Below are 23,282 nucleotides of genomic sequence, written 5' to 3' on the forward strand. Positions count from 1 at the left end.
CTGACAGTGAGTAGCGGGGCCTCCGGGGAGGGCGAACGCCACGAGTTCGTCACCCTGGAGTCCGAGCCCATGTATATGGGCGGGATTCTGGCGTTGCGCCGCGACCGTGTCGCGATGCCCGGCGGCGGAAGTGCGACCCGAGAGGTCGTCGAGCACTACGGGGCTGTCGCGGTCGCCGCGGTGGATGAGGTGGGGCGGGTCGCGCTGGTGCATCAGTACCGCCATCCGCTCGGGCACCGGCTATGGGAACTGCCCGCCGGTCTGCTGGACATCGCGGGGGAGGACACTCAGCTTGCCGCCGCGCGCGAGCTGCAGGAAGAGGCAGGCGTCGAGGCCACCACCTGGCGGGTGCTCGTGGACGCGGCCGCTTCACCCGGGTTCACCGACGAGGTGGTCAGGGTCTTTCTGGCCACCGGGCTGTCACATCCGGGACGTGGTGAAAGTCATGACGAAGAGGCCGACATGACGGTGCACTGGGTGCCGCTGGCTGAGGCGGTGTCCATGGTGCTCGCCGGTGAAATCGTGAATGCTATTGCCGCGGCGGGCATTCTGGCCGCACATGTGGCCCTCTCCGGTCACCACACCCGCGCCTCGGACGCCCCCTGGCCGGACCGGCCTACGGCCTTCGCGGAACGTAAGGCCCGAATGTGACGGTAGCGGTCCCGCTCCTAGACGGTGAGATCCAGTCCTACCTGGATCACCTCGACGTGGAACGCGGCGTCGCCGCGAACACACTGAGCTCATACCGTCGCGATCTGCGCCGCTATCAGCAGCATCTCGCCGACCGCAAAATCGACCGTCTCGCCGACGTGTCCGAACCCGATGTCAGCGATTTCGTGGTGACGCTGCGCCGGGGCGACCCCGAGCATGGCGTGCCCGAGCTGTCCGCGTCCTCGGCCGCGCGCGCGTTGATCGCCGTGCGTGGGCTGCACCGGTTCGCGGCCATCGAAGGGCTGGTACCGACGGACGTTGCCCGCGCCGTCAAACCGCCGACCCCCAACCGGCGGCTGCCCAAAAGCCTCACCGTCGATCAAGTCGAGGCCCTGTTGGCCGCCGCGGGCGGAGCCGCCACGGACGGCCCGCTCGATCTGCGTAACCGTGCACTGCTGGAACTGCTGTATTCGACCGGCGCCCGGATCTCCGAGGCGGTGGGGCTCGATGTCGACGATGTCGACGTTCAGGCCCGCTCGGCACTGCTCTGGGGCAAGGGCGGCAAGCAACGGCTGGTGCCAGTGGGGCGCCCCGCGGTGGAAGCGCTCCAGGCGTACCTGGTGCGTGGCCGTCCGGACCTGGCGCGACGAGGACGCGGGGGCGTGCCCGCCCTGTTCCTGAACTCGAGGGGCGGACGGCTCTCACGTCAAAGCGCCTGGCAGGTACTTGCCGATGCCGCCGAACGCGCCAAGATCAGCGCGGCCGTATCGCCGCACACGCTGCGGCACTCCTTTGCAACGCACCTTCTGGAAGGCGGTGCCGACGTTCGCGTCGTGCAGGAGCTCCTCGGCCATGCTTCGGTCACGACGACACAGATCTACACGCTGGTCACCGTCAGTTCGCTGCGCGAAGTGTGGGCTGGTGCACATCCCCGCGCCCGATAGTGCCGACTCCATGCGCGGGTTGCCGCTACCGCACGCCGCAACCCCACTAGACTTGCGCGAATGCCTTCGATGAGCCGCTGGTGCGAAGAGGGTCGAACAGATGACCGGGAGGTGACGTGACGGACTCCAGTCTTGACTCCGACTTTCCCGCCGAAGACGGCGACCTTGACCTGACCGGTCGTCCGCACAGAGACATTCCCGAACCAAAGCCGCTGACCAGCCATGGACCGGCCAAGGTCATCGCGATGTGCAACCAGAAGGGTGGGGTGGGTAAGACCACGTCCACCATCAATCTGGGCGCCGCGCTGGCAGGGTACGGCCGGCGCGTTCTGTTGGTGGATCTGGACCCGCAGGGGGCGCTGTCTGCCGGTCTGGGTATCGCGCACCACGAGCTGGAGACCACGGTGCACAACCTGCTGGTCGAGCCGCGGGTATCGGTGGACGATGTTCTCATGCGTACCCGGGTCGATGGCCTGGACCTGATTCCCAGCAATATCGACCTGTCCGCGGCCGAGATTCAGCTGGTCAACGAGGTGGGTCGGGAACACTCGCTGGCCCGTGCGTTGCATCCGGTGCTCGACCGCTACGACTACGTGCTGATCGACTGCCAGCCGTCGCTGGGGCTGCTGACGGTGAACGCGCTGGCCTGTTCCGAGGGCGTCGTCATCCCGATGGAATGCGCGTTCTTCTCGCTGCGCGGGCTGGCGCTGCTCACCGACACCGTCGCCAAGGTGCGCGACCGGCTCAACCCGAAGCTGTCGGTGTCCGGAATCGTCATCACCATGTTCGATGCCCGCACCTTGCACGCGCGCGAGGTGATGGCCCGGGTCATCGAGGTGTTCGGTGACCAGGTCTTCCACACCGTCATCACTCGCACTGTCCGCTTCCCGGAGACCAGTGTGGCGGGAGAGCCCATCACCACGTGGGCGCCCAAATCCTCCGGTGCCCAGGCGTATATCTCGTTGGCTCGCGAGGTAATCGACCGGTTCGAATCGTGACGGTTGAGGTACCGGAAGAGCTGGCTGTGTCTCATCCGGTCGAGACCTCTGCGGAGCCCGGTTCCGCGGCCCCGGAGGCGGCTGCGTCCGAAACGCACGGTTTCCGGATTCGCCTCACAAACTTTGAGGGTCCGTTTGACCTTCTGCTGCAACTGATTTCGCAGCATCGGCTCGATGTCACCGAGGTGTCGCTACATCAGGTGACCGACGAGTTCATCGCATACACCAAGTCGCTGGGCGATACCTACAGCCTGGACGAGGTCACCGCGTTCCTGGTGGTGGCGGCCACACTGCTGGACCTCAAGGCGGCGCGGTTACTGCCGTCGGGACAGGTGGACGACGCCGACGATCTGGCTCTCCTGGAGATCCGGGACCTGCTGTTCGCGCGGCTGCTGCAGTACCGGGCCTTCAAGCACGTGGCGGAGATGTTCGCCGAACTGGAGGCCGCCGCGCTGCGTTCATATCCGCGTGCGGTGGCGTTGGAGGAGCGGTTCAGCGAGTTGTTGCCGCCGGTGCACCTGGGACTCGATGGCGACCAATTCGCCCAGCTCGCGGCCGGTGCGTTTACGCCGCGGCCGGTGCCGACGGTGGGCCTCAGCCATCTGCATATTCCCCGCGTTTCGGTGCCTGAGCACGCCAAACGGATGGTTGAACTGCTGGCCGAACGCGGCGCGGGGCAGTGGATGACCTTTACCGAGTTGGTGGCCGAGTGCACGGTGCCCATTGAGATTGTGGCCCGTTTCCTGGGCGTCCTCGAGCTCTACCGCTCCAAGGCGGTACTATTCGAGCAATCCGAACCGCTTGGACCGCTCCAAGTTTCATGGACCGGTGAGCGCCCGGCGCAGGATGATCTAGAAAAGGCAGTGGACTACACATGAGTGAGCAGACGACCTCTGTCGAGGGGTCGGAGGAGTCCACCGAGCTCGACCCCTCAGCAGAACCCATCCTGGAGGAATCGGACGAGTTCGTCCCGATGACCGATGAGGAACTCAGCAGCACTCTCGAAGCGCTGTTGCTGGTGGTGGATACACCCATTAGTGCGGCCGCGGTGGCCACCGTCGTCGCGCAGCCGCTGGATCGTGTAGCCGAAGCGCTGCAACGGATTTCCGAGATCCTGACCGACCGCACGAGCGGTATCGACCTGCGTGAGACCGCAGATGGCTGGCGCATGTACACCCGCGCCCAGTACGCCCCCTACGTGGAGAAGCTGCTGCTGGACGGTGCACGTTCGAAGTTGACCCGAGCTGCGCTGGAGACCCTTGCCGTGGTGGCCTACCGGCAGCCGGTGACGCGATCGCGCGTCAGTGCCGTTCGCGGTGTGAACGTCGATGCCGTGATGCGGACGCTGCTGATGCGCGGGCTGATCGCTGAGGCCGGCACCGATGACGAGTCCGGTGCCGTGATGTTCCGCACCACCGAGCTGTTCCTGGAGCGGCTCGGGCTGACGTCACTGTCGGATCTTCCCGATATCGCGCCGCTTCTTCCCGATATCGACGTGATCGATGACCTATCCGAGAACCTTGGCGACGAGCCGAGGTTTGCACGGCTCGACCGGATGTCTGCCGACGGTGCCGGATCCGGTGCCGCGCCCGCCTTTACTGTTGATCAGGACTGAACGATGAGCGAAGAAGGAATTCGGCTACAGAAGGTGTTGTCGCAGGCGGGAATTGCGTCACGCCGGGTTGCCGAGCGGATGATTTTCGACGGCCGCGTGGAGGTGGACGGCGAGATCGTCACCGAGCAGGGCCGGCGAATCGATCCCGCCGTCAACGTGGTTCGCGTCGATGGTGCGCGGGTGATCATGAACTCCGAGCTGGTGTATCTGGCGCTCAACAAGCCGTACGGGATGCTCTCGACCATGTCGGACGATCGTGGCCGCCCGTGCATCGGGAAGCTGATCGAAGAGCGGGTGCGCAGCAACCAGGGTGTCCGCAATGTCGGCCGACTGGATGCCGAAACCGTCGGACTGATCCTGCTGACCAATGACGGAGAGCTGACGCACCGCCTCATGCACCCGTCCTATGAGGTGCCCAAGACGTACATCGCCACGGTGGCCGGCAACATACCGCGCAGTCTTGGCAGACAGCTGCGCGATGGCGTAGAACTCGCCGACGGCCCCGCCAAGGTCGACGATTTCAAATTCCTCGGCACCACCGACGGCCAGACCATGCTCCAGCTGACCCTGCACGAGGGGCGCAATCGCATTGTGCGCCGGATGCTGGATGCCGTGGGGCATCCGGTAGTGGAATTGGTGCGCACCAAGATTGGCGATGTGGCGCTGGGCAATCAGCGTCCGGGAAGCCTCCGCGCCCTGGGCCGTGATGAGATCGGCTCGCTGTACAAGGCGGTGGGTCTGTGAGTCGCGTCGTGGTGGCCATCGACGGTCCATCGGGCACCGGAAAGTCCTCGGTGGCCAAGGAATTGGCCCGGCAGCTCGGCGCCGCCTATCTGGATACCGGTGCGATGTACCGCATCGTGACGCTCTGGGTGCTGCGCGCCGGTGTCGATCTCACCGATCCGGCGGCCATCGCCGCGGCCACCGGCGAGGTGCCCATGTCGGTCGGGTCCGATCCGGATGCGCAGACTGCTCTGCTCGCCGGAGAGGACGTGTCGACTCCCATCCGGGGGACCGAGGTGACTGGCGCGGTTTCCGCGGTGTCGGCGGTTCCGGAGGTACGTGAACGGCTGGTGCGACGGCAGCGTGAGCTGGCCGAGGGCAGTGGTGGCGCCGTGGTGGTCGAGGGCCGCGATATCGGTACCGTCGTGCTGCCCGAGGCCGACGTGAAGATCTACCTGACGGCATCGGCACAGGCCAGGGCCCAGCGCCGTAACGCACAGAATGTCTCGGGCGGCGGGGCCGACGAGTACGAGCGCGTGCTCGCCGACGTGCAGCGCCGCGATCATCTGGACTCGACCCGGGCGGTGTCACCGTTGCGTCCGGCGCAGGACGCGATAGAGGTCGACACCAGCGACATGACACAGGATGAGGTGGTGGCCCACCTGCTGGACCTCGTTCGTATAAAGGCAGGGGCATCCCGATGACCGACGGCACATGGGTCGACGAAAGCGAGTGGGAACTCGACGAATTCGATGGAGTCGAGGAAACCGAGGAGCCGAGTGCCCCGCCCGCGGTGGTGGCGGTGGTCGGTCGCCCTAATGTCGGCAAGTCGACGTTGGTGAACCGCATCATCGGGCGGCGCGAAGCGGTCGTCCAGGACATCCCCGGGGTGACCAGAGACCGCGTCTCGTACCCGGCCGAATGGCTGGATCGCCGATTCACCGTGCAGGACACGGGTGGCTGGGAGGCCGATGCGACCGGCCTGCAACAGCTCGTGGCCGAACAGGCGCGGCATGCGATGGCGACCGCGGATCTCATCATTCTGGTGGTCGATGCGACGGTGGGTCCCACCTCGACTGACGAAGACGCGGCGAAGCTGCTGCGCCGCTCGGGTAAGCCGGTTTTCCTGGCGGCCAACAAGGTTGATAGCGACCGTGCCGAGGCCGACGCCGCAACCCTGTGGTCGCTGGGGTTAGGTGAGCCCATCGCCATCAGCGCCATGCACGGGCGTGGGGTCGCGGATCTGCTTGACCGTGTGGTCGCCGATCTGCCCCAGGTGTCAGCGCGAGGGTCGGGGGAGGGCGGACCGCGGCGTGTGGCACTCGTCGGAAAACCCAACGTGGGCAAGAGCTCTCTTCTGAACAAGCTGTCCGGCGACGAGCGGTCGGTGGTGCACGATACTGCCGGGACCACCGTGGACCCAGTGGATACCTTGATCGAACTCGGCGGTAAGACTTGGCGTTTCGTCGATACGGCAGGTCTGCGCCGTAAGGTTGGCCAGGCCTCGGGGCATGAGTACTACGCCTCGCTGCGCACCCATGGAGCCATCGAGGCCGCCGAGGTGGCGATCGTGCTCCTGGACGCATCCCAGCCCATCACCGAACAGGACCAGCGGGTGCTGTCGATGGTCGTCGAATCCGGGCGCGCATTGGTACTGGCGTTCAATAAGTGGGACCTGGTGGACGAGGATCGCCGCGATCTCCTTGAACGTGAAGTAGACCTTCAGCTTGCGCAGCTCAATTGGGCACAGCGCGTGAATATCTCGGCCAAGAGTGGGCGGGCCATCCAGAAGCTGGTGCCCGCGCTGGAGTCTGCACTGCAGTCCTGGGACTCGCGTATCTCTACCGGTCAGCTCAATACCTGGGTCAAGGAAGTGGTTGCCGCGACGCCGCCGCCGGTGCGCGGCGGGAAGCAGCCACGTGTGTTGTTCGCCACTCAGGCCACCTCACGGCCGCCCACCTTCGTGCTATTTACCACCGGTTTCCTCGAGGCGGGGTATCGCCGATTCCTCGAACGTCGATTGCGCGAAAGTTTCGGCTTCGAAGGCACTCCCATCAGGGTGAATGTGCGGGTACGCGAGAAGCGCGGGCCCAAGCGCTAACTGGCGGCGAGATAGCAACGGGCACAAGCTAAAGGACCCTGTGCACATTGCGCTCTCAGGCTCCGTTCACCCAATATTCGCGCCCATGTTGAGATCTACCCGATCCGAATCGCCCACTTTTTCGGTTTGCCGACCTAGGCTGGTTTGACCGTCTACCATCCTGCGGCGGTAGCAAAACCACCTACGAAAGGCGCAACACAGTGGCGGACACACTCACCCAGGGTCAGAAGCTGGATTCGGGACAGAGCCTCACCTCGAACAACGGCGCGTACACCCTGACTCTGCAGGATGACGGCAACCTGGTTCTGACCGATGGCGGCAGCCCCGTGTGGGCCTCCGACACCAGCGGACACAGCGCTGGCCGCGCAGAGGTGCAGAGCGACGGAAACTTCGTGGTCTACGACAACGGTGGCGGCGCGCTGTGGAGCAGCAACACCGAGGGCCGTTCCGATGTGAAGCTGGTTCTGCAGGACGACCGCAACCTGGTGCTCTACGCAGGCGCCGACTCCGTGTGGTCCTCGGGCACCCAGACCGACACCCCGGTCGCCCCGGCCGAGTCCGTCGAGGTTGCTCCGGCCGCCGTGGAGGAGCCTGCTCCTGCCCCGGAGCCCCGCACCTACACGGTCGTGTCGGGTGACACTCTGTGGGCCATCGCCGAGCGCTTCTACGGCGACGGCAACCAGTACCAGAAGATCGCCGACGCGAGCGGCGTTGCCAACCCCGATCTGATTCAGCCGGGTCAGGTTCTGACCATCCCGGAGTAATCGCACCGGATCACGCAAGCGGCTCGAACTAAGCCTCTTGGCCCCATCGGCCCCGTCGGGTTAACCCCCGGCGGGGCCGATGTCGTGTTACTCCCGTAGGTAGCCGTCCGGATGGTGGAACCAATTGATACGCGGCGAACGCGCCGGATCGACATGCGCGGGTGGGATCCACCAGGTTCGGCCGTCCGGACCGCGTGCTGCTCTCCAGTGCTGGTCCTCGGCTCCCAGTAGCTTGTGATGCCCTTCGCAGCCGAGCGTGAGGGAGTCGATATCGGTGCTGCCGCCGTGAGCCCACTCGTCCATGTGGTGCACCTGGCAGTGATACGCGGGTTGATCGCAGCCTGGGTAGGTACAGCCACGATCCTTGGCGGTCAACATGATTCGCTGGTCCTCGGTGGCGATCCGTCTCGCCCGCCCCAGATGCAACGCGCGACCGTCGTCATCGAAGATGGCCAGATAATGATGGGCGTGACTGGCCATCCGGATCAGATCGGTGATCGGCAGGAGTGAGCCCCCGCCGGTCACCGCGTTACCCGAGCCAGCTTCGAGCTCACGCAGCGTTGCGGTGACCACCGCGGTCACGGGCAATCCGCGATGACGACCCAGCTCACCCGATGACAACACGGACCGGCAGACCGCCTTCAGCGCATCGTGCTGCCGCTGTGCGACGGTTCGACCATCCCGCCGCGCCGCATCTACGTCCGAATCATCACCTACGCAAGGTGTTTCGTCATCGGGGTTGCACATGCCCGGTGCTGCGTACTTGGCGAAGATCGCGTCGAGATAGGAACGTAGCTCGGGGTCGAGGTCGAATTCCCCGGGCGTCATGAGGTCGACACCCTGACGCCCCATTCTGAACCCTCGCCGTCGAGCACGGTCGGAGTCGCCGGTGAAGCTCCCGTCGGGATCGAGATAGGCCAGGAGTCTGTCCGCGGCCTTGCGGAGCTCGTCGGGCCGCAGCGTTCCCGCGAGCTCCGCCAGCTGCCTCTCGGCGGCCGCCCGGGTTACCGCATCGACGGCGTGGGGGAGCCGGTCCCAGAACTGGCGGATGACCGCGATGTGATCACACCCGGCGGTGCCCGCCTGTTGCGCCATGGCGGTGGCCGCGAGCACCGGCTCGATCCGGTCACCGCTGAGCGTGACCCGCGGACCGAGTTCCGCGGCGTCCCGGATGCGCCGTCGGGCGTCGGAGCGGGTGATCCGGAGTGCATCGGCGAGGACGTCGGGCGGGTTGATGCCACCGAACGCGCCCGGAACATGATCGGCCACAAGTTCATTGACAAGCCCGTGGGTGGCGGCGGGAATCCGGCGCACGAATGCCTCGACCTCGCGTAGGACGGCGAGACGGTCACCCTGCGTAAGGGTCTGCGGATCCAGTTCCGACAATGCGCCGAGGGCGCCGGCCAGCTCCGCAAGGACCTGGCTTGCCTCCGCATCCACTATCGAACGCATGTTCGAATTATAGGACGCCACTCCGACAACTACCGACAAATGTTGCGAATGATTTTGTTGTGACACAAGTGATTTCAGGAATCCGGGTTCGTTGACCGGAATCCGAGTTCAGGATCTCGCCACACCTACGGTAGGCTTCCGTCTGCTGCTCATCGCGGCGGCGGGCTGTGGCGCAGCTTGGTAGCGCACTTGACTGGGGGTCAAGTGGTCGCAGGTTCAAATCCTGTCAGCCCGACAACACAAAAACCACCTGTTTACAGGTGGTTTTTGTCATCCCAGGAGCCCTTGGCTCTGTAACCAGGTTTGGGTCGCTTGCATGCCGGATTCGAGAGTGAACTGGGGCCTGAACCCCAGAACGCTCTGTGCTTTGGCAATCGAGTAGGTTCCGGTCCTGGTGAGGTATCGCACGGAGGCGGCATTGGCTTCAGTTGTTCTGCCCGACAGCGCGAGGATGGACGTCTTCGCTCTGGCCAAGCCAATCGCGGCGGTGGTGGGTAGCACCAAGGGGCCGCGCTTACCGAGCATGCGGTAGTAGTGGCCGAAGAACTGTGCGCAGGAGACCCCAACCCCTCCGGAGATGGTGAAGATCTGGCCGCGTGCCGCGTCGCAGGTAGCCACGCTCGTGATGCCGTCAATGACGTCATCGATGTAGATCGGCGAAAAGATCCCCTTGCCCATCGCCGGCAACACGAATTGGTTACCGCGGATCATCTCGAGGGGCAGCAGTGTCCACGGCCGGGATCCGGGCCCGTAGATATCACCTGGGCGTACGATCCGCGCATCGATCCGGTGGGCCGCGTGAGCCTGCAGTACCACTTGTTCGCTTGCGATCTTGGTGTCAACGTAGGTGTTCCCGTCGGTTCGGACAGGATGATCTTCGGTGACCATATCGGGGAAGTCGATATCCGAGAACGCGCGAACCGACGATAGGTGTACGAACACCGCCGCTGGTGACGTGGCGTCGATAACCTTTTTCGTGCCAAGCACATTGATGCGCCAGGCCGCGTCGGCTGCCGCGGTGTTCGACACTATTGCTGCGGTGTGGAAGATCGCATCCGCGGCCGCAGCGTCTGCCAGCCACGGACCCTCAACGTTGATATCTCCGGCGCGGACGTCGTGTGTGGAGTCCGCCGCCAGATCGACGCCGCGGGTCTCCCAGCCCGAGGCGCGAAGCTGCCGCGAGAGTGCGCGGCCCACGAATCCGTTTGCGCCGGTGATGAACGCGCGTCGAATCGTCACCTTCCATCAGTATCAAACAGCGGTACTGGGGGCAAATAGGTTGCGCAACTTGCCCGGTTAGAGGGCTTCGGCGCCCTGTTCGCCGGTGCGTACCCGCACCACCGAGTCGACGGGGCTCACCCAGACCTTGCCGTCGCCGATCTTGCCGGTGCGTGCGGCGGTCACGATGACCTCCACCACCTTGTCGACAGCCTCGTCGTCGACAAGGACCTCGACCTTCACCTTCGGCACGAAGTCCACCTGATACTCAGCGCCGCGGTATACCTCGGTGTGGCCCTTCTGCCGGCCGTAGCCCTGCACCTCGCTGACCGTCATGCTGGGGTTGCCGGTCTGTTCGAGTTGGGTTTTGATGTCGTCGAGCGTGAACGGTTTGACGATCGCGGTAACGAGTTTCATGTCCCTCATGCCTCTCGGTGGGAGATGAGGGGGCGTCCCTCTGTCGGGGAGCCCGCGAAGTTCCCGGTGGCTGATCCGAGGCCGAGTGCGACGAAGTCGTATGCACCTTCAGCGTGTTGGGATTCGTCGGCTCCGGCCGCTTCTCCCTCGTCGCTGATGCGCAGGCCAATGGTGTACTTCACGATGAATGCAACGATAGCGGTGCCTATTGCCGAATAGAGCAGAACCGCCCCGGCGCCAAGAGCTTGGCGCCACAACTGTTCTAGCCCGCCGCCGTAGAACAGACCGGCCACGGCCGCACCGGTCTGGGGCGCGGCGAACAAACCGATGAGCAACGTGCCAACGATCCCGCCGACCAGGTGCACACCGACAACATCCAACGAGTCATCAAATCCTAGCTTGTACTTCAAGCCCACCGCCAGCGCACACAAAATGCCGGCGATCACGCCAATGGCAAGGGCGCCAGCGACATTCACCGACGAGCACGACGGGGTGATGGCCACCAAACCGGCCACGATTCCCGAGGCCGCACCCAGCGAGGTCGCATGCCCGTCCCGAATACGTTCGGTAAGCAACCAGCCCAGCATCGCCGCGGCAGTAGCCACCGTGGTAGTCACAAACGTCGAGCCCGCCAAACCATTAGAACTGGTTGCCGAACCGGCGTTGAACCCATACCAGCCGAACCACAACAGACCAGCCCCCAGCATCACGAACGGCAAGTTATGCGGACGCATCGGCGTGCCCGGCCAGCCCTTGCGCTTACCCAAGATCAGCGCCAACACCAGGCCCGCGGTACCGGCATTGATATGCACCGCGGTACCACCAGCGAAGTCAATTGCCTTGAGCTGATTAGCGATCCAGCCACCCTTCTCCGCGGCCGCACCATCGAACGCGAAAACCCAATGCGCGACCGGGAAGTACACGACCGTGACCCACAGACCCGCGAACAGCAGCCAGGATCCGAACTTCAACCGGTCAGCCACCGCACCAGAAATCAGGGCAACAGTGATGATGGCGAACATCAGCTGAAACGCCACGAACACTGTCGCAGGGATAGTTCCTACCAGCGGGATGTTGACGACCTCGGCCGCCTCAATCCCATTAGCCGGATCGGCGATCACCGCCTCCGCGGCATTACCACCGATAAGACCCTTCAAACCGAAAAACTGCGCCGGGTTACCGAACAGCCCCGAGACATCGTTACCGAACGCCAGCGAGTACCCATAAAGCACCCACAGCACCGTCACCAGCCCCATCGCACTGATGCTCATCATGATCATGTTCAGCACGTTCTTCGCGCGGACCATGCCGCCATAGAAAAAAGCCAGGCCGGGTGTCATCAACAACACCAACGCGGCACTGGCCAGCATCCACGCAGTGTCTCCGGTATTCGGGACACCCATTGACGGGAAACCATCCACTAGCGGCATTCCTCTCGGGGATCTTGGAACATGCACGGCGGAAGGGCCGCGGCCAGAACAATGCGCAGCAGATATGTCGAACGCGGCTCCTGCGTGTTGCATCTCTGTGAAGTGCTCAGCGCGAGTCGAACTCCATGCAGCAAGTTAGGGGGAGTTCCACAGCTACGCATTCTGCTGTTGATGTGTGCGAAACATCCCGGCTATCGGTCGTCCCTAACGTAGCCACGTTGGTCGCTCGCAAATCAGGTGCGGGCACGTCACGGCGATAGGAAGTCAATTGAGCGGAAATGCTGTTCGGCTGCAGGCGATCAACAACGTCGAGGCCTACGTGCCGCCGGCAATCAGCTTCGTGGTCGGTGAAGAGCCGGGTGAAGTGTTCGGCGCGAACGTCTTTAGCAAGGCTGTCATGCAACAGCGGCTTCCCAAGTCGGTCTACAAGTCCGTGACCGCCACCATCGAGCAGGGCGCCAAGCTGGACCCGGCCGTGGCCGATGCCGTTGCCTCGGCGATGAAGGACTGGGCACTTGAGAAGGGTGCGACACACTACGCGCACGTCTTCTACCCATTGACTGGTCTGACCGCCGAAAAGCATGACAGTTTCCTTGAACCAATCAGTGACGGTGCGACTCTGGCCGAGTTCGCAGGCAAGACCCTGATCCAGGGCGAGCCGGACGCGTCCAGCTTCCCCAGCGGCGGCCTGCGAAACACTTTTGAGGCCCGGGGGTACACAGGCTGGGATGTCACCAGCCCCGCGTACATCCTCGAAAACCCCAACGGCAACACGCTGTGCATCCCGACTGTGTTCGTGTCGATGACCGGTGAGGCTCTGGACCACAAGACCCCGCTGCTGCGCAGCCAGCAGGCGATGGGGGAGCACGCCGAGCGTATTCTTAAACTGTTTGGCCACAGCAACTTTGATCACATTGTGTCGTTCTGCGGTCCCGAGCAGGAGTACTTTCTGGTGGACCGTCACTTCTTCTTGGCTCGCCCGGATCTGATCAACGCGGGTCGTACTCTGTTTGGCGCCAAGCCGCCGAAGGGTCAGGAGTTCGACGACCACTACTTCGGCGCGGTGCCCGAGCGTGTTCTCGGATTTATGATGGATACCGAGCGTGAGCTGTTCAAGCTCGGCATCCCGGCCAAGACACGGCATAACGAGGTTGCGCCTGGGCAGTTCGAAATCGCTCCGATGTTCGAGCGGGCCAACATTGCCTCGGACCATCAGCAGTTGCTCATGACGACGTTCAAGACGATCGCCAAGAAGCACGGCATGGAGTGCCTGTTCCACGAGAAGCCCTTCGCCGGTGTCAACGGTTCCGGCAAGCACGTCAACTTCTCGTTGGGGAACTCGCAGTTTGGCAGCCTGCTGGTGCCGGGCGACACACCACATGAGAACGCGCAGTTCCTGGTCTTCTGCGCCGCGGTAATCCGTGCTGTGCACAAATTCGGTGGGCTGCTCCGGGTTTCAGTGGCATCGGCGACCAACGATCACCGTCTCGGCGCGAACGAGGCTCCGCCGGCCATTATCTCGATTTTCCTCGGCGATCAGCTGGCCGATGTGTTCGAGCAGATTGCCAAGGGTGCGGCGACGTCGTCAAAAGGCAAGGGCAGCATGATTATCGGCGTCGATACATTGCCGGTCTTGCCTACCGATCCGGGCGACCGCAACCGCACCAGCCCCTTCGCGTTCACCGGGAACCGTTTCGAATTCCGCGCCCCCGGCTCGATGCAGACAGTTGCCGCACCGATGGTCACGATCAACACGATCATGGCGGAATCGCTGGATTACATTGCCACCGTATTGGAAAAGGAAGTTGCCGACGGCACCGACTTCGACGAGGCCGTTCAGCAGCTTCTCACCGACATCATCACCGAACACGGCGACGTGGTGTTCAACGGGGATGGCTACTCGGAGGAATGGCAAACCGAGGCGGCCGTTCGGGGCCTGCCGAATCTCAAGACCACCTTGGACGCGCTCCCGGAGCTGATCAAGCCCGAAGCCCTGGAGTTGTTCGACAAGTACAAGGTCTTCAACGACCGGGAGATGCACAGCCGCTACGAGATCGGTCTTGAGCAGTACGCGCTGACGATTCACGTCGAGGCGAAGCTGTCCCTCGAGCTGGCCTCGACAGTCGTGCTACCCGCGGCACTGCGCTACCAGACTGAGATCGCGCAGAACGTCGCCGCACTGAAGGCCGCCGGGATGTCGCCCAGCACCACCTTGCTGGAGGATGTATCGGGCCCCATCGCCGACCTCGTCGCGGCCCTCGCCGACCTGAAGAAGGGAATCGAGAGCGACTCCGCCGTCAGCGCGCTGGAGGAAGCGGAGCACGCCAAGAGCCTGCTGCCCGCGATGGATGCGGTGCGAGCCGCCGCCGACATGCTCGAGGGGATAGTGGCCGATGACCTGTGGCCGCTGCCGACCTACCAGGAGATGCTTTACATCCTGTAAGTCGAGGAGCCAGCCGGCGGTGAATGTACCGCGATGCCGTGCTCATTCATTGTGCCCAAAGGGTTTAGTCGCTATCGATGAAAGGCGCCCGCCGAGTTGTGGGCTGAATACGGGCACGCACCCTATGCGTTCTGACCAATCTTGATCAGAGCAGGCCCTTGCTCTGTCACACTGATCAGTCGTCTAGCTGGGCCGTCGAAGGGACGCCGAGGGTGCGAGTTACGCGTGAGGCCCAGGGGGCGACACCGGACGCCGGTGGAGTCAAGAGGTTCAGGCTGCTGCGTTTCCGGCCGTTGTCCAGAGTCAGCATTCAATCCAAACTGATCGCGATGATGGTGGTGTGCACCATTGTGGGGGCCGCGGTGGTCGGCATCATCGCTTTTCAGGTCGGCCGCAACGGACTGCGCACGGCGGTGTTCACCCGGCTGACGGAGGTGCGGGAGTCGCAATCGCGCGCGCTCGCGGGGCAGCTTTCGGATCTGAAGAATTCACTGGTCATCTATTCTCACGGGACGACCGTCTCGGGCGCACTCGATGCGTTCACCAGTGGCTTTGATCAGCTGTCCAACGCGACCGTCGATCCGGCGCAGTGGCAATCGGTCGTCAACTACTACAACAGCAACTTCCTCAAGCAGACCGAACAGAACAGCGGGGTCAAACTCGACGCGGCAGCGGTGCTGCCCACGTCCAACGCCCAGCGCTATCTGCAGGCCATCTACACGGCTCAGCGGAAATCCGATGATGTGGCGATCGGTCTCAACGACGCCCATGACGGCAGCGCCTGGTCGGCGGCGAACGCCCGCTATCAGGAGTACTTCCGCGAAATCGCCAACCGTTTCCAGTTTCAGGATGCGCTGCTGCTCGATACTCGCGGAAACATCGTCTATACCGCGTTCAAAGATGTCGACTTGGGTACCAACATACTGACGGGCCCGTACAGCGGATCGAAACTACATGACGCGTATCAGAGAGCGCTGACGTCCAACGATTCAGACTTTGTGCTGTTCACCGACTTCGAGATCTATCAGCCGGCGGAGAATGAGCCCACCGCCTGGATCGTGGCACCGGTCATCCCCAACGACAGGGCAACCGGTGTGCTGGCCTTGCAGTTCCCGGTGTCGAAGATCAACAGCCTGATGACCTTCGATAAAGGCTGGCAGGCAGCCGGTATCGGCAAAACCGGTGAGTCTTACCTGGCCGGCCCGGACGGTCTGATGCGTTCGGATTCACGTCTGTTCCTGGAAGATCCGCAGCGCTACAAGCGCGATGTCGTCGCGGCGGGAACTCCCACCGATGTGGTAGACAGGGCCATCCGGCTCGGTGGAACCACACTGGTGCAGCCGGTGGACTCCGATGCCACCCAAGCGGCACAACGTGGCCAATCGGGCACCCTGATCGCCACCAATTACCTTGGGCAGGAGACGTTACAGGCGTACGCACCGCTGGTGCTGCCGGACTCCGATGTGCACTGGTCGGTGATCGCGACGGTCGACACCGCGGAGGCATTCGAACACGAGGTGTCGTTCACCAAGACCATTGTGGTGTCGACCACCGGCATCATCTTCGCCGTCTGCCTGGCCGCCGCATTCTTCGCGCAGCTCTTCGTCCGCCCCATCAGGCGGCTGGAAGAAGGGGCCCGGAGAATCAGTGCCGGCGACTACACCGTTGCCATCCCGATCGAAACGCGTGATGAAATCGCGGATCTGACAAAAGCATTCAACGAAATGAGTAGAAGTCTGACCATCAAGGAGGACCTGCTCACCGAACAGCGCCAGGAAAACGACCGCTTGCTGCGATCGTTGATGCCCGAACCCTTCGCCGAACGGTACCGGCAAGGCGAAGAGCTCATTGCCACCGAACGTCATGACGTGTCGGTCATCTTCGCCGACATCGTCGGCCTGGATCGGCTCCAGGCCGAGCTGGCCTCCGAGGATTCACTGGCGCTCGTCAACGATCTGGTTCGCCAACTCGATGCGGCGTCCGATGATCTCGGAATCGAGCGGGTACGAACGGCACACAACGGTTACCTCGGAAGTTGCGGTCTCAACACTCCGCGGCTGGACAATGTGCGCAGGATCATCGACTTCGCCCTCGCATGCCAGGGAATCATCGGGCGATTCAATAGCGAAACCGGGCATGAACTGAGCCTGAGGGCAGGCGTCGACACCGGCACAGTCAGCAGTGGGCTTGTCGGACGTCCCACGATGGTCTACGAAATGTGGGGAGCGGCAGTCAATCTCGCGCACCAGGTGAAGAGTGGTTCGCCGCAGCAGGGTATTTACGTCACCTCGCGCGTGCACGATGCCCTTCGCGAAACCTTCGAGTTCACATCGGCCGGAGCCGTTACGGTCGACGGGGAAGAACAACCGATCTGGCGGCTGTCGGAGAATCAGTGATGACCGACATCCTCACGTCTCCCTGGTTCTTCTGGTCTGTTGGCATCGCCTTCGGGCTGCCCCTGGGGTTGATCGCGCTGACCGAGTGGCAACAGGCGTTGCGCCGCAAGCACAGCGTCTTGGTGCGGCCGGTCAGCGTGCTGCGCAACTATCTGCTGCCGCTCGGTGCACTCCTACTGCTGCTGATCGAGGCGAAACGGATTCCGCCCGAGGCAACGTCGGTGCGACTCGTGGGCACCCTTTTCGCCTTCGTGGTGTTGGTGCTGGTGCTCTCGGGCGTGAGCGCCACGCTCTTCCACGGTGCTCCCGAGGGGACATGGCGCAAACGGGTGCCGGCCATCTTCGTCGACGTCGCACGGTTCGTCGTGATCGTGGTCGGCCTCGCGATGATCTTTTCCTACATCTGGGGCGCAAATGTGCGGGGGCTGTTCACCGCACTCGGCGTGACATCGATCGTGATGGGACTGGCGCTGCAGCAGTCCGTCGGCCAGATCGTCTCCGGGCTGTTGATGCTCTTCGAGCAGCCGTTTCGGATAGGGGACTGGCTCGATACCCCGACCGCGCATGGCCACGTCGTCGAAGTCAATTGGCGTGCGGTGCATCTGCAGACTGACACCGGGCTGCAGATCACCCCGAACTCCGTGCTGGCCACCTCGTCGTTTACCAATGTGAGCCGCCCTGTCGGCAAGCACAAGATCGCGATCATCAGCGTGTTCTCTGTCGAAGACCCCCCAGATCGAGTGTGCGCCATGTTGCTGCGGGTAGCGGCCGAGCTGCCACAGCTCCGCCTGGATGCACCGCCATTGTCAATCCCATTGGGCGGCATGGAATATCGCACCACTATCCCACTGCTGTCCTTTGACGATGATGGCGAGGCGAAGGCGACCTTCCTGCGCTGGATCTGGTATGCCGCTCGCCGGGAAGGGCTTCACCTCGATCACGCCGCCGAGACGTTCTCCACACCGGAACGCGTCGCAGACGCGATACAGACTGTGGTCGCACCAACATTGCGGATAGGGCTGGACGACCAGCAGGCGCTGATCTCGCATTCGACAGTCCAGCGTTACGGGTCCGACGAAAAAATTCAGGGCTCAGGCGAGGTGCCGAACCACATGCTGTTCATCGTCGCGGGCCGCGTACGTCTCACCGCGGTCGGTGCGGATGGCGCGGAGATATCGGTGGGTACTCTCGACGAAGGTTCCTTTCTTGGGCAGAGCACGCTCACTCGTCAGCCGGTGATCGGTTGCGCGTATGCCGTTGGCGAAGTCACTGTCGTGCAGATCGAACGCGAGCAGGTCGAGACGCTGGTGCACCGGAACCCCTTGCTCATGCAGGAGTTTGGCCGCACGATCGAAGAACGAAGGGCTAATGTCCGCCGGGCAATCACCAGCGATGCCCTCGCAGAGAGCCGGAGCGGTTGAAACCCATCGGCCCCGGTGTGACCAGCAGTTGCTTGCATTGACGGCCTGTATACGGTCGGCGCATAGCCGCGAATATGTCATCTTGCCACCTACATGCTGCGTAATGATCGTCACATGTTTGCTACTGATGCGACGGTCGCATCGATTGGTGCGGATTCGGGGTTTCTGACACACGGACACTCCGACAGTTCACACTTCCGGCCCCGTCCATGAGACCGTATCTCTCACTATGGATAGCGAGGCGAGTGGCCACCAATACCTCTCGTATGAGGAATTCGGCAGGGCGTTCTTCGAGATAGCCGTCAGCGAGGCCCGCGTACGGGCGGCGGTCGCGTCGATCGCCGGCGAACCGTTCGAGGTCGGCCCCATGGCTCAAGGGCCCGGAAAGATCGCCAAGGTCACTGCGAAGGTCCAGATCCTGGACCCGATAGTCACCCGGAACGCCGGCGAGACCATCACCTTCGACATTCAGGTGCCGTTGGCCATCGATCTGTTGATCGACCTGAAGCTCGACAAGAGCCGATTCAACGTCGCGGGCAACATCAACCTGAAGGCGACCGCCCGCGCCGCCGCGCCGCTGCAGCTGATCATCGACGTCGCACCGCCCGGCCCGTCAGACATCACCGTCGACGTGTCCTCAAACACCATTCGCGGCGAGCTGTTGCGCATCCTGGCGGGCGTCGATCAGCTGATCAGCCGGTTCATCGCCAAATATGTCGCCGACGAGGTCGATAACCCCAAGGCCATGGCGGCACGCACCATCGACGTCGCGCACCGGCTCGATTCGGCCTGGACGGGCGTTTGATCGACCTCTCGGCCTGGGAACCTGTCACAACAGGGGAGTCTGGCGCCTTGGTCTACCGGTCGGCCGACCGCACGCGCTACGCGAAAGCGGGCGGTGCCGACCTGGAGGCGGAGCGAGATCGCATCGACTGGCTTAGCGCTCGGGATGTCCCGGGCCCGAAGGTCCTTGAATGGACACCGGGGCCCAGCGGCCCCGTGTTGATCACCTCAGCCGTTCGCGGCACGCCCGCCGATCAGCTGGACGCGGACGATCTGGACAGGGCGTGGCCCGCCATCGCCGAGGCAGTGCGCCGACTGCACGCACTGCCGACGGCACAGTGCCCTTTCACGCGGAATCTGGATGCGATGATGGCGCTGGCGCGTGACGTGGTGGCCCGCGATGCCGTCAATCCGGACTTCCTGCCCGATGAGGACCGTGATGTTCCTGCCGCGGAGCTCCTGGCGCGTATCGCGGCCGACGTACCGGCGCGCCTCGCCCAGGAAACCGGCGACCTGGCCGTATGCCACGGCGACTTGTGTCTGCCGAATATCCTCGTCGCTCCGGACGGCTTTTCGGTCGCCGGACTCATCGACCTCGGCAGGCTCGGGCTGGCGGATCGGCATGCGGATCTCGCATTGCTCTTCGCCAATTCGCGGGATACCTGGCCAGAGGACACCCGGGCGGCAACCGCACGTGGGCGGTTCCTGGACGTGTACGGGACACGTGCGGACCCCGATCGGCTGAAGTTCTATCTGCAGCTCGATCCGTTGACCTGGGGTTAGTATTTAATTATTGACTTATATAAGTAAAGGCTTTTAATATTGCGGCGTGCACGCCTTCGACATACTCGGAGACTCGGTGCGCCGGCGCATTTTGGAGCTGATCCAGGCGGGGGAGATGTCCTCGGGTGCCGTTACCGAGGTGATCCGGTCGGAGTTCGCGATAAGCCAGCCTGCCGTATCACAGCACCTGAAGGTGCTGCGCGACAACGGGTTCGCGACGGTACGTACCGAAGGAACCCGGCGTCTCTACAGCCTGGACGCCGCGCCGCTCCGGGAAGTGGACCGCTGGCTCGACACCTTTCGCCGCAACTGGACTCCGCATTTGGATGCGCTGGCCACCGAGATCTCCCGCGGCAAGCGGCACCGCGCATCCGCAAGCCCCCGAAACGACAAGGAGGACATCGCGTGATCGACGTTCAGCATCAGCTCAACGCCGTCCGCCGCACGGTCGGCACCAGGACATTCCAGGCACGAGAGGCGCGCGTTGTGACGGTCAGTCAGACCTACGACACCAACGCCGAAGACCTATGGGATGCCTGTACCAACGCCGAACGCATCCCGCGGTGGTTCCTGCCGGTCACCGGAGACCTACGCCTCGGAGGCCATTACTCATTGGAGGGCAACGCATCTGGAACCGTGCTCACCTGCGATGCGCCGCATTCGTTCAGCGCGTCCTGGGAAGCCATGGGCGCCACCAGCTGGATCGAGGTGACGATTACCCCCGAGTCCGGCGACCGGGCCACCTTCACCCTGGAACACATCTCCGATATCAGCGACGACGACGAACACTGGCTGCAGTTCGGTCCGGGCGCTGTCGGAGTCGGTTGGGACTCTGGGATTCTGGGCCTGGCCGGATACCTCGCGTCACCGGAGGATCGGATTACTCCCGAAGAGGGAGCGGCCTGGGCGGCTGGCGATGAGGGGCGCGCATTCATGGCCGGCTCCAGCGAACGGTGGTACGAGGCGGCCGTTGCCTCCGGTATGGACCCAGCGCAGGCCCGAGGCATGGCAGATCGCACCACGCAGGCCTATACCGCGGGCTGAAGTGGCCGGCGCCACAGCGGACGCTAGTATCGGCCCATGACCACATCGGCAATGCCGCCGGATGTTTCTGGATTTGGACGCGTCACCCAAATTGCTTGGGTTACTGATGATCTCGACGCCACGGAAGGCATGCTCAGTGCCGTATTCGGGGTCAAGAAATGGACGCGAATTCCAGATGTGCACTTCGGCCCCGACTCGTGCACCTATCGCGGTGCGCCGGCCGACTTCACCGCGACCATCGCGCTGAGCTACCTCGACGACATGCAACTCGAACTGATCCGCCCGGTCAGCGGTGTAAGCATCTATTCGGAGTTTCTGGAACAACATCCCCCGGGGCTGCACCACGTATGCGTGGAACCGCCCGACATGGACGTTGCGGTCCAACAGGCCACGGCACGCGGCATGGCAGTGGTCCAAGACGGTGTGATGCCCGGCGGTATGCGCTTTGCCTACCTCTCGGCACCTGAGGCCGCGTTGCCGTACATGGAACTGGCCCATGTCCCGTCCGAAATCCGGGCGTTCTACGACTACATCAAGAGTGAGCAGGCATGAGCGCAGCGATACCGGAAACCGTAGCGGTCCAGGACGTCACGGAGTGGTCTGACGAGGTAGATGTACTGGTCATCGGATTCGGCATGGGCGGCGGATGTGCCGCCGTCTCGGCCGCCGAGGCGGGCGCACGCGTACTCGCCCTTGAGCGTGCCGCTTCCGCGGGCGGGACCACCGCCATGGCGGGCGGGCATTTCTACCTCGGCGGCGGCACCGCGGTTCAGGAGGCCACCGGACATGCCGACAGCGCTGACGAAATGTACAAATACCTCATGGCGGTATCTCCGGATCCCGATCCGGAGAAGATCCGTCTGTACTGCGACGGAAGTGTCGATCATTTCAATTGGCTTGAGGCGCTGGGTTTTCAGTTCGAACGCAGCTTCTATCCGGAGAAGGCGGTTATCCAGCCCAACACCGAAGGGCTGATGTTCACGGGCAACGAGCTGGTGTGGCCGTACCGCGATCAGGCCGTTCCGGCGCCACGCGGACACAAGGTGCCCAAGCCCGGCGACACCGGCGGTGCGGGCATGGTCGTTGACCTGCTCGCACGGCGTGCCGACGAGCTGGGTGTACCCATCCGCTATGAGACCGGCGCCACGGCGCTCATCCTCGACGAGGAGGGTGCGGTCGTGGGCGCCACGTGGAAACGTTTCGCGGAAACCGGTGCGATACGCGCGAAGTCAGTGATCATCGCGGCGGGCGGATTCGTCATGAACCCCGCCATGGTGGCCGAGTACACCCCCAAGCTCGCCGAGAAACCCTTCGTGCTCGGCAGTACCTACGACGACGGTCTCGGCATCAGACTCGGGGTGTCCGCGGGTGCAGGCACCCGCAACATGAACCAGATCTTCGTGACTGCTCCGGTGTACCCGCCGTCGGGATTGCTCACCGGAATCATCGTCAACAAGAACGGTGAACGATTCGTCGCCGAAGACTCCTACCATTCCAGGACCTCTGGGTTCGTGATGGATCAGCCCGACAGTGCCGCCTACCTGATTGTCGACTCCGAGCACATGGATCGGCCGACCTTGCCGTTGACGCCGTTCATCGATGGCTGGGAGACCGTCGCGGAAATGGAAGCGGCGCTGGGCATCCCGGCGGGAAACCTTGGGAAGACCTTGCAGCGGTACAACGAACATGCCGCCAGGGGAGAGGACCCCGACTTCCATAAGTACCCGAAATACCTTGCCGCGCAGGGAACCGGCCCATGGGGTGCATTCGATCTGACCCTTGGTAAGGCGATCTATGCGGGATTCACGCTGGGTGGACTTCGTACGGATGCGGACGGACGTGTGCTCGCCGAATCCGGCGAGCCGATATCGGGTCTCTATGCGGCGGGCGCCAGCGCTTCGAACATTGCTCAGGACGGGAAGGGCTACAGCAGCGGAACCCGGCTTGGCGAAGCGTCGTTCTTCGGCCGGCGCGCAGGTTCGCACGCGTCAGCAGGGGTATCCACCGGCTAATCCGATCTGGCACGCTATGTGAGGCCGGTCACAAACGTGCATCAAATGGTCGTCCAACGGGATAGCCGGTGGGTGACCGTGAACATG

The 23,282-nt window shown here is 63.5% G+C and carries 22 protein-coding genes and 1 tRNA gene; 19 read left to right on the forward strand and 4 right to left on the reverse strand.

Annotated elements, in window-relative coordinates:
- Nucleotides 1-6 precede the first annotated feature (6 nt).
- From HBA99_RS11790 to HBA99_RS11830, 9 genes are all read left to right on the forward strand, one after another.
- A complete protein-coding gene (locus tag HBA99_RS11790) occupies nucleotides 7-651 on the forward strand; it encodes an NUDIX domain-containing protein (RefSeq protein WP_078343179.1) in 645 nt (214 codons plus the stop codon).
- Nucleotides 648-1,595 (forward strand): site-specific tyrosine recombinase XerD, encoded by a 948-nt coding sequence (gene xerD / locus HBA99_RS11795; RefSeq protein ID WP_030098016.1) that lies wholly within the window; start codon nucleotides 648-650, stop codon nucleotides 1,593-1,595. The genes HBA99_RS11790 and xerD overlap by 4 nt, the downstream gene beginning before the upstream one ends.
- Nucleotides 1,596-1,711: 116 nt before the next feature.
- Entirely contained in the window at nucleotides 1,712-2,593 is an 882-nt protein-coding gene (locus tag HBA99_RS11800; protein ID WP_070924172.1) for a ParA family protein, read from the forward strand.
- 20 nt (nucleotides 2,594-2,613) lie between these two features.
- Nucleotides 2,614-3,471 (forward strand): segregation and condensation protein A, encoded by an 858-nt coding sequence (locus HBA99_RS11805; RefSeq protein WP_199340357.1) that lies wholly within the window; start codon nucleotides 2,614-2,616, stop codon nucleotides 3,469-3,471.
- Entirely contained in the window at nucleotides 3,468-4,208 is a 741-nt protein-coding gene (gene scpB, locus HBA99_RS11810) for an SMC-Scp complex subunit ScpB (RefSeq protein ID WP_070951010.1), read from the forward strand. The genes HBA99_RS11805 and scpB overlap by 4 nt, the downstream gene beginning before the upstream one ends.
- 3 nt (nucleotides 4,209-4,211) lie before the next feature.
- Nucleotides 4,212-4,952 (forward strand): pseudouridine synthase, encoded by a 741-nt coding sequence (locus HBA99_RS11815; protein ID WP_057968401.1) that lies wholly within the window; start codon nucleotides 4,212-4,214, stop codon nucleotides 4,950-4,952.
- Nucleotides 4,953-4,960: 8 nt separating this feature from the next.
- Complete coding sequence (gene cmk / locus HBA99_RS11820; protein WP_109494291.1) at nucleotides 4,961-5,635, forward strand: (d)CMP kinase; 675 nt, start codon at nucleotides 4,961-4,963, stop codon at nucleotides 5,633-5,635.
- Complete coding sequence (der, locus tag HBA99_RS11825) at nucleotides 5,632-7,032, forward strand: ribosome biogenesis GTPase Der (RefSeq protein WP_030098010.1); 1,401 nt, start codon at nucleotides 5,632-5,634, stop codon at nucleotides 7,030-7,032. Before cmk ends, der begins: the two co-directional genes overlap by 4 nt.
- A 200-nt stretch (nucleotides 7,033-7,232) precedes the next feature.
- Nucleotides 7,233-7,796 carry a LysM peptidoglycan-binding domain-containing protein gene (locus tag HBA99_RS11830; RefSeq protein WP_030098009.1) on the forward strand — a complete coding sequence of 188 codons (564 nt, stop codon included), beginning with the start codon at nucleotides 7,233-7,235 and terminating at the stop codon, nucleotides 7,794-7,796.
- A gap of 87 nt (nucleotides 7,797-7,883) precedes the next feature.
- Here HBA99_RS11830 and HBA99_RS11835 read toward each other — a convergent pair whose 3' ends face one another.
- Entirely contained in the window at nucleotides 7,884-9,248 is a 1,365-nt protein-coding gene (locus tag HBA99_RS11835; protein WP_070951008.1) for an HNH endonuclease signature motif containing protein, read from the reverse strand.
- 161 nt (nucleotides 9,249-9,409) lie between these two features.
- On the opposite strand from HBA99_RS11835, the gene HBA99_RS11840 reads away from it, so the two are divergent.
- A tRNA-Pro gene (locus tag HBA99_RS11840) sits at nucleotides 9,410-9,483 on the forward strand.
- A gap of 35 nt (nucleotides 9,484-9,518) precedes the next feature.
- Here the strand turns inward: HBA99_RS11840 and HBA99_RS11845 are convergent.
- Genes HBA99_RS11845 through HBA99_RS11855 form a run of 3 tightly spaced genes read right to left on the reverse strand, consistent with a single transcriptional unit; the run spans nucleotide 9,519 to nucleotide 12,286 of the window.
- A complete protein-coding gene (locus tag HBA99_RS11845; protein ID WP_070924175.1) occupies nucleotides 9,519-10,487 on the reverse strand; it encodes an NAD-dependent epimerase/dehydratase family protein in 969 nt (322 codons plus the stop codon).
- Nucleotides 10,488-10,544: 57 nt separating this feature from the next.
- The gene (locus HBA99_RS11850) at nucleotides 10,545-10,883 is read right to left on the reverse strand and encodes a P-II family nitrogen regulator (protein WP_057963934.1); all 339 of its coding nucleotides are present in this window, start codon (nucleotides 10,881-10,883) and stop codon (nucleotides 10,545-10,547) included.
- Nucleotides 10,884-10,888: 5 nt separating this feature from the next.
- A complete protein-coding gene (locus HBA99_RS11855) occupies nucleotides 10,889-12,286 on the reverse strand; it encodes an ammonium transporter (RefSeq protein WP_202692840.1) in 1,398 nt (465 codons plus the stop codon).
- A 295-nt stretch (nucleotides 12,287-12,581) separates the two neighbouring features.
- Between HBA99_RS11855 and HBA99_RS11860 the strand changes: the two genes are divergently transcribed.
- The 9 genes from HBA99_RS11860 (at nucleotide 12,582) to HBA99_RS11900 (ending at nucleotide 23,195) form a co-directional block, all read left to right on the forward strand.
- Nucleotides 12,582-14,756 (forward strand): glutamine synthetase III family protein, encoded by a 2,175-nt coding sequence (locus HBA99_RS11860; protein ID WP_057969232.1) that lies wholly within the window; start codon nucleotides 12,582-12,584, stop codon nucleotides 14,754-14,756.
- 329 nt (nucleotides 14,757-15,085) lie between these two features.
- Nucleotides 15,086-17,152 carry an adenylate/guanylate cyclase domain-containing protein gene (locus HBA99_RS11865; protein ID WP_109494419.1) on the forward strand — a complete coding sequence of 689 codons (2,067 nt, stop codon included), beginning with the start codon at nucleotides 15,086-15,088 and terminating at the stop codon, nucleotides 17,150-17,152.
- Nucleotides 17,152-18,573, forward strand: a complete 1,422-nt coding sequence (locus HBA99_RS11870) for a mechanosensitive ion channel domain-containing protein (protein WP_070952473.1) — start codon at nucleotides 17,152-17,154, stop codon at nucleotides 18,571-18,573. The genes HBA99_RS11865 and HBA99_RS11870 overlap by 1 nt, the downstream gene beginning before the upstream one ends.
- Nucleotides 18,574-18,802: 229 nt before the next feature.
- Nucleotides 18,803-19,378 carry a hypothetical protein gene (locus tag HBA99_RS11875; protein ID WP_046253635.1) on the forward strand — a complete coding sequence of 192 codons (576 nt, stop codon included), beginning with the start codon at nucleotides 18,803-18,805 and terminating at the stop codon, nucleotides 19,376-19,378.
- Entirely contained in the window at nucleotides 19,363-20,139 is a 777-nt protein-coding gene (locus HBA99_RS11880) for an APH(3'') family aminoglycoside O-phosphotransferase (protein WP_070930894.1), read from the forward strand. Before HBA99_RS11875 ends, HBA99_RS11880 begins: the two co-directional genes overlap by 16 nt.
- A 46-nt stretch (nucleotides 20,140-20,185) precedes the next feature.
- The gene (locus tag HBA99_RS11885; RefSeq protein WP_070930893.1) at nucleotides 20,186-20,548 is read left to right on the forward strand and encodes an ArsR/SmtB family transcription factor; all 363 of its coding nucleotides are present in this window, start codon (nucleotides 20,186-20,188) and stop codon (nucleotides 20,546-20,548) included.
- Nucleotides 20,545-21,183, forward strand: coding sequence for an SRPBCC family protein (locus tag HBA99_RS11890; RefSeq protein WP_030097986.1), 639 nt, complete (start codon nucleotides 20,545-20,547; stop codon nucleotides 21,181-21,183). Before HBA99_RS11885 ends, HBA99_RS11890 begins: the two co-directional genes overlap by 4 nt.
- 36 nt (nucleotides 21,184-21,219) lie before the next feature.
- Nucleotides 21,220-21,735 carry a VOC family protein gene (locus tag HBA99_RS11895; RefSeq protein WP_057969237.1) on the forward strand — a complete coding sequence of 172 codons (516 nt, stop codon included), beginning with the start codon at nucleotides 21,220-21,222 and terminating at the stop codon, nucleotides 21,733-21,735.
- On the forward strand, nucleotides 21,732-23,195 hold the full coding sequence (locus tag HBA99_RS11900) for an FAD-binding protein (RefSeq protein WP_070952474.1): 1,464 nt from the start codon (nucleotides 21,732-21,734) through the stop codon (nucleotides 23,193-23,195). The genes HBA99_RS11895 and HBA99_RS11900 overlap by 4 nt, the downstream gene beginning before the upstream one ends.
- Nucleotides 23,196-23,282: the final 87 nt, after the last annotated feature.

The sequence above is a fragment of the Mycobacteroides chelonae genome, assembly GCF_016767715.1.
Classification (GTDB): Bacteria; Actinomycetota; Actinomycetes; order Mycobacteriales; family Mycobacteriaceae; genus Mycobacterium; species Mycobacterium gwanakae.